The 6332-nt window shown below is 74.0% G+C and carries 6 protein-coding genes; 5 read left to right on the top strand and 1 reads right to left on the bottom strand.

The annotated features are described in order from the left end of the window. Positions 1–27: 27 nt before the first annotated feature. Positions 28–1359 carry an NAD(P)H-dependent oxidoreductase gene (locus E2C05_RS27160; RefSeq protein ID WP_133222781.1) on the bottom strand — a complete coding sequence of 444 codons (1332 nt, stop codon included), beginning with the start codon at positions 1357–1359 and terminating at the stop codon, positions 28–30. 187 nt (positions 1360–1546) lie between these two features. Between E2C05_RS27160 and ltnD the strand changes: the two genes are divergently transcribed. The 5 genes from ltnD to E2C05_RS27135 all read left to right on the top strand — a co-directional run bounded on the left by ltnD (position 1547) and on the right by E2C05_RS27135 (position 6274). Continuing rightward, a complete protein-coding gene (gene ltnD, locus E2C05_RS27155) occupies positions 1547–2443 on the top strand; it encodes an L-threonate dehydrogenase (RefSeq protein WP_133222780.1) in 897 nt (298 codons plus the stop codon). 308 nt (positions 2444–2751) lie between these two features. Then, the gene (locus E2C05_RS27150; RefSeq protein ID WP_133222779.1) at positions 2752–2976 is read left to right on the top strand and encodes a hypothetical protein; all 225 of its coding nucleotides are present in this window, start codon (positions 2752–2754) and stop codon (positions 2974–2976) included. A 505-nt stretch (positions 2977–3481) separates the two neighbouring features. Next, the gene (locus tag E2C05_RS27145) at positions 3482–4324 is read left to right on the top strand and encodes a flagellin (protein ID WP_133222778.1); all 843 of its coding nucleotides are present in this window, start codon (positions 3482–3484) and stop codon (positions 4322–4324) included. 130 nt (positions 4325–4454) lie between these two features. Beyond that, the gene (locus E2C05_RS27140) at positions 4455–4814 is read left to right on the top strand and encodes a flagellar biosynthesis regulator FlaF (RefSeq protein ID WP_158292395.1); all 360 of its coding nucleotides are present in this window, start codon (positions 4455–4457) and stop codon (positions 4812–4814) included. An 11-nt stretch (positions 4815–4825) separates the two neighbouring features. Further along, complete coding sequence (locus E2C05_RS27135) at positions 4826–6274, top strand: tetratricopeptide repeat protein (RefSeq protein WP_158292394.1); 1449 nt, start codon at positions 4826–4828, stop codon at positions 6272–6274. Positions 6275–6332 lie beyond the last annotated feature (58 nt).

Genomic DNA, 6332 nt, shown 5'->3' with positions numbered 1-6332 from the left:
GCCGCCGCGTCCCGGCCGGCCCGCCCGCTATTCCGCCGCCTTCGCCGGCCGGGCCGCCGCCTCCATGGCGCGGCGGGCCCGCACCGCCGGGCTCGCCTCGTCCAGCACGACATCGGCATAGCCGACGATGCTGCCGGCCGGGACCGCGCGGGTCAGCGTCACGCCATGCGCCAGGCCGATCGGCAACGCGCCCAGCGCCATGGACCGCTCGGCCGGGATGCACTTGCCCCAGACCATGCCGCCGCCCTCGCCATCCAGGACCTCGCCCGGCCGCAGATCGCGCTTCGCGGTGGCCGCGACATCGCCGCGCCAGGCCTCGGAGCAGCCGGTCGGTTCCTGCCGCAGCGCCGCGCTGGCGACCGACAGGCCAAGCTCCAGCCCGATGAAATGGTAGGGCCGCCAGAGCGCGGCGTAGCGCCCGCTCGGGTCCGTCGCCACGCCGTATTCGGAGAAGCAGCGGCGGATGTAGTCCGTCTCGCCTTCGAACACCGCATAGACGCCCCAGCGCAGGTCGTTGACCACCTGCCGCCCGTCGCGCTCCAGGGAGGAGATGACCTCGACCCGGCCGGTGCTGCCGGCGAAGACGCGCGGCAGGTCCTGCGTGCCGCAGGGCGGGAAGGCCAGGCCGTCCTCCGGCGGCTGCAGGCCGGTGGCATTGGCGATCGCCGCCATCTCGATGCCCGACTTCGTGCCGTCGAGGAAGGAGTTGAACATCTGCGGGTTCATGCCGCCAAGCCGCGCCTGCTCCTCGGTCAGCCCGTAATGCCCCCAGACGGTGGCCGGCGTGCTGGCATGGTAGGCGGGCAGGTACTTGGTGCCCTTGCCGGCGGCGACCACCGTGAACCCCTCGGCCCGCAGGGTGTCGACGATCTCGCAGACCAGCGCCGGCTGGTCGCCATAGGCCATGGAATAGACCACGCCGGCGACCCGCGCCTGCTCGGCCAGCAGCGGGCCGGCCAGCACATCGGCCTCCACATTCACCATGACCACATGCTTGCCATGGGCGATGGCGGCCTGGGCATGGGCGATGCCGGCCGCGGGATGGCCGGTGCATTCGACGATGACCTCGATGCGCGGATCGGCAATTAGCGCCATCGCATCCTCGGTCAGCGCCGTGGCGCGGCCGCGATGCGCGGCGTCGAGGCTCGGCGCGGCGTAGCTGGCCTCCGGCCAGCCGACCCGGGCCAGGGCGGCGCGGGCCCGCGGCAGGGCCAAGTCGGCGATGCCCATGATGTGCATCCCCGGTGTCCGCTGCGACGCGGCGAGGAACATCGACCCGAATTTCCCCGCCCCGATCACCCCGACCCGAATGGGTTTTCCGGCGGCCTCCCTCGCCCGCAGCATCCGGTGGAGGTTCATGCGCGTTTCCTTCCCAGGGGGCAGATTCGAGGGTCCCAAGGGCCTTCCGGCCCTTGGCGGGGTGGGTTCGGGAGGGGCAGCACCCCTCCCGCAGAACGGTAGCCTGGCTGCGCGGCGGGGGCGACCGCTTGACGCCGCCGCCGCCCCGGGCGGACACCGGGCAGGGTTCGGCAGGGAAGGGAACGCCATGCGCGTCGCGGTGATCGGTCTGGGCAGCATGGGCATGGGCGCGGCGCTGTCCCTGGTGAAGGCGCCCGGGATGCAGGTGGCGGGCTGCGACCCGCGCGAGTCCGCCCGCGCCGAATTCGCCGCCGCCGGCGGCACGCCGGCGGCCAGCGCGGCCGAGATCCCGGCGGGCACCGAGGGCGTCCTGGTCCTGGTGGTGAATGCCCAGCAGGCCGAGGCGGCGTTGTTCGGCCCGCAGGGCGCGGCGCCCCGCCTGGCGCAGGGGGCGGTGATCGTGAATTCCTGCACCCTGGCGCCGGAGGATGCCCGCCGCCTGGCCGCCGCGGCCGAGGCGCGCGGCTTCCTTTATGTGGACGCGCCGGTCTCGGGCGGCGCGGTCGGCGCCCGGGCCGGGACGATGACCGTCATGGCCTCCGGCAGCCCGGCGGCGCTGGCGAAGGCGCAGCCGCTGCTGGATGCGGTGGCGAAGAAGGTCTGGGTGCTGGGGGAGGAGCCGGGGCTCGGCTCCACCATGAAGGTCGTGCACCAGCTGCTGGCGGGGGTGCATATCGCGGTGGCGGCGGAGGCCATGGCGCTCGGCATCAAGTCGGGGCTGGACCCGCGGGCGGTGTTCGACATCGTCACCACCGCGGCCGGCAATTCCTGGATGTTCGAGAACCGGATGCCACATGTGCTGGAGGCGGACGAGACCCCGCGCTCGGCGGTGGACATCTTCGTCAAGGACCTGGGCCTGGTGGGCGATTTGGCGCGGGCAGTGGCCTTCCCGGCGCCGCTGGCGGCGCAGGCGCATCAGCTCTTCGTCTCGGCCCGGGCCCAGGGGCATGGCGGCAAGGACGATGCCTTCGTGATCCGGGCCTACCAGGCCCTCACCGGCATCCGGTTGCCCAAGGAAGGCTGACCGGCGGCCGCGGCGGCGGCACGGGCGACGGCGGTGCTCGCCCGGAGCGGATCGCGGAAAGCCACGATCGGGCATGGTCCGCGGCGGCTGCCCGGTCGGATCGACAGGCGAGCCGCTCGGGCGGGGCGGTCGCCGGGGGCGAACCGGCGTTGCCGCCCTTGCCGCGGTCATGTCGGCTGATGGCCGCATCGGGCCAGGGCGATGTCTGGCCGGCCTTGCGCCGGGCACGCCGGCTGCGCCAGCATCTATGAACAGAGGGTGAACTTTCCCTCTTGCGGCGTCGTTCGCATTTTGTTCCTATAGGGGTCATGCAGAGCCATGCCCTCTTCGATGGCAGCTTCGCCATCCCGCCCCACCCGCAGTCGGCCCGCCGCCCTCCCGCCGCGCGCCCGGCCGGGCCGCCCTGGCCGCTCGCGCTGCGGCGCCGGCTGCAGGCCCTCGGCTGGGTGCAGGAGGCGAGCCTGGCCGGCATCCTCGGCCTGCTCGGCGCCTGGGGCCTCGGCGAGCTCGTCCTGGTGCTGCAGGGGTTCTGACGGCCCGATCCGCCGGGCATCGCGGCGCCGTCCGGCGGGGCTGTCCCGCCCTGGCGTCGCGCCTTCGGCGCGCGGTTTGTCCGTCGCGCCCCCGGCGGGCGGTTCGTCAGTCCCGCTGCAGGCGCGCGGTTTGTCATCATGCCTTCGGTGCGCGGTCGGTCAGTCACACCTCCGGTAAGGGGTTTGTCAGTTCCGCCGCAGGCGCGCGGTACCAGTGTCTCGCCAGAGACGCGCGGTCCCTTTGCTCAGCCGCAGGCGCGCATGTCGCGCGGCACAATCCGCCTCGCTGGTGCCACCGGCAGCGGCCGCCTCGGCCGTCGGCCGAAGCCTCGCATCCCTCCCCAGGGCCATCGGCGGTGACCCGCCCGGTCGGCCGCGCAGGCGGCCCCACGATCCGGGTCCCGCCGCGCGGCCGGGCTTAACGCTGGCTTTACCGCGGCTGCGCGAAAGTGCCGCGGTGGTCCCGGACGATCCGGGGCCGCGGTCATCCTGAGGGAAAACCCGCATGCCATTGAACTCGGTGAACACCAATGTCGGCGCCATGGTGGCGCTGCAGTCGCTCAATCGGACCTCCGATGAGCTGACGGCCACGCAGAAGCGCATCTCGACCGGCTTCCGCGTGGCCGATGCCCGCGACGACGGCGCCGCCTATGCCGTGGCCGAACGGGTCCGCGGCGACATCGCCGCGACCACCTCCGCCAATGAGCAGCTGGGCGGAATCAAGGGGCTGCTCGACGTGACGCAGGCCAGCCTGCAGAACGTCTCGACCACCCTGCAGAAGCTGAAGGAGCTGACGGTCAAGCTGGCCGACGGCACCATCACCTCCGAGCAGCAGAGCCAGTACCAGTCGCAGGTGAAGCAGCTCACCAACAACATCAAGTCCTTCATCGAGGACGCGACCTACAACAGCCGCAACATCCTCGACGAGAACAACGCCAACTACCAGGGCACCAGCCAGGTGCTGCGGAACGGCGAGGGCGTGGTCTACAGCTTCAGCGGCTACGCGGCGATCGCCGGCATCTACGACGAGATCTCGACGGCGAATGGCTGGGACCGCGCCTCCGCCTCCTCGGCCATCACGGCCGGCGGCTCGCTGACGACGGCGATCTCCAACACGCTGACGCAGCTGAACAACTTCGGCAGCTACTCGAACTTCATCGACACGCAGATCAACTACAACAAGGCGAAGATCGACGCCCAGAACAGCGGCCTCGGCGCGCTGGTGGACGCCGACCTGGCGAAGGAATCCGCCCGCCTCCAGTCGCTGCAGATCCGCCAGCAGCTGGGCACCCAGGCGCTGTCGATCTCCAACCAGGCGCCGCAGACCCTGCTCAGCCTGTTCCGCTGATCGCGTTTCCCCGCGTCGTCCGCCCCGCTTCGCGCGCGGGCCACGGCATCGCCGGCAGGAGGCCGGCCGACGCACCCCACCACGCCGTACCGGCCGAGCCCGAGCGGCACTCCAGCAAGGAATGCTGCCCATGACCGACCAGATCTCCGTGGCCGAAGCCCCGCCCGCTGCCGCCGGCGCCGCCGCCTATCGCCGCCGCCTGACGCCGAAGCAGATGGAAGCCGAGGTCTTCGCCCGCGCCACCCGCGCCATCCGCGCCGCCGACGCCGCCGACCCGCTCTCCCGCGCCCGCGCCGTCGCCGACAACCGTCGCCTGTGGGAGGCCGTCCGCGCCTCGGTGATGGACCCGACCAACACGCTCCCCACGCCGCTCCGCGCCCAGATCGCCGGCGTCGCCATCGCCGTGCTGCGCGAATGCGATTCGGCGGAGCCCGATCTCGGCTTCGTCGCCGAGATGAACGAGCATTTCGCCGCCGGCCTCTGGCGTTGAGCGCGCCGCCGATGTCCGCCGCCCTGGTCCCGATCCCCGCCGCCGATCCCGCCATCGCCCTTCGCCTGGCGCAGGAAGCCCGGGCCCTGCTGCGCGACGGCCAGGCGGCCGAGGCGCTGCCGATGCTCGACCGCCTCGCCGCCCTCGGCGCCCCGCCTGCCGCCGCCCTGCGGGCCGAGGCGATGCTGCAGCTCGGCCGCGGCGGGGAGGCGGAGGCGGCGGCCGATGCCGCACTCGCCGCGATGCCCGAGGATGCGCCGCTGCGCCGCCTGCGGGCCCGCATCCGCATGGCCCGCGGCCGTCATGCCGGCGCCGCCGAGGATGCCGCCGCCGCGGTCATGGCCGACCCGACGGAGCTGTCCGGCCGCCTGCTGCTGGCCGCCGCGCTCACCGAGGAAGGCCGGCATGACGAGGCGATCTGGTTCGCCGGCGAAGCCTGGCGGGCCGATCCCGACAACCCCGACCTGCAATACCGCCTCGGCCGCGCCTTCCTGCGCGCCGGCCGGCATGAGGCCGCCACGGAGCTCCTCGCGCATTGCGAGGCGGTGGCGCCGCGCCTCCCGGGCCTCGCCGCACTGCGGGCGCATGCCGCGCTGCTCGGCGGCGACGCCGCGGCGGCGGAGGCCCTGGCGCGGGCCGCCCTCGCCCGCGGCATCGCCGAAGGCGCGGTGCACAGCGTGCTGGCGCATGCCCTGGTCACCCAGGGGCGGCTGGCCGAGGCGGGGCCGCATTTCGCCGCCGCCGCCCGGATGGCGCCGCAGAACGGCTATCTCGCGCATCTCGCCGCCGCGACCGGCGCCGCCGGCGGCGGTGGCGAGCGGGCGCCGGCCGACTACGTCGAATCCCTGTTCGACAATTTCGCCCCGCGCTTCGAGGCGACGCTGCTCGGCCTCGGCTACCGCATCCCCGGGCTGATCCGCCGGGCGGTGGAACGCCACCGCCCCGCCGCCGCGGCAGGGGAGGCCTGCCTCGGCCCGGTCCTCGACCTCGGCTGCGGCACCGGCCTGGTCGGCGTCGCGCTCAGCGACCTGCTGCGCGGGCCGCTCGCCGGCATCGACCTCTCCCGCCGCATGCTGGAGGAAGCGGCGGCGAAGGGGCTCTATGCCAGCCTGCGCCAGGCCGACCTGCTGGATGCGCTGCGGGAGGATGCGGGCCGCTACGACCTGATCACCGCCGGCGATGTCTTCTGCTACCTCGGCGACCTGCGCCCGGTGCTCGGGCTCTGCCGCGCCCGGCTCGCCGCCGGTGGCCTGCTGATCTTCAGCCTGGAACGGACCGCGACGGCGGAGGCCTGGGAGCTCGGCACCGCCGGACGCTACGCCCATGCCGCCGCCCATGTCGCCTCCCGCCTGGCGGAAGCCGGGCTGCGCCCGCTCGAGCTGCGGGAGGAGGCGGTGCGGCGGGAGGCGGAGGCGGTGGTCCCCGGGCTGCTGGTCGTGGCGGATGCCGCGGCCGCCTGAGGCGCCGGGCACGGCCTGGCGCGCCGGCCTCGCGGCGCTGGCCGGCGGCGCGCCGGCC

It is taken from the genome of Paracraurococcus ruber, assembly GCF_004353985.1.
GTDB lineage: Bacteria > Pseudomonadota > Alphaproteobacteria > Acetobacterales > Acetobacteraceae > Paracraurococcus > Paracraurococcus ruber.
The sequence above is the reverse complement of the archived record's forward strand: the minus strand, read 5'-3'. Positions and strand labels throughout refer to the sequence as shown.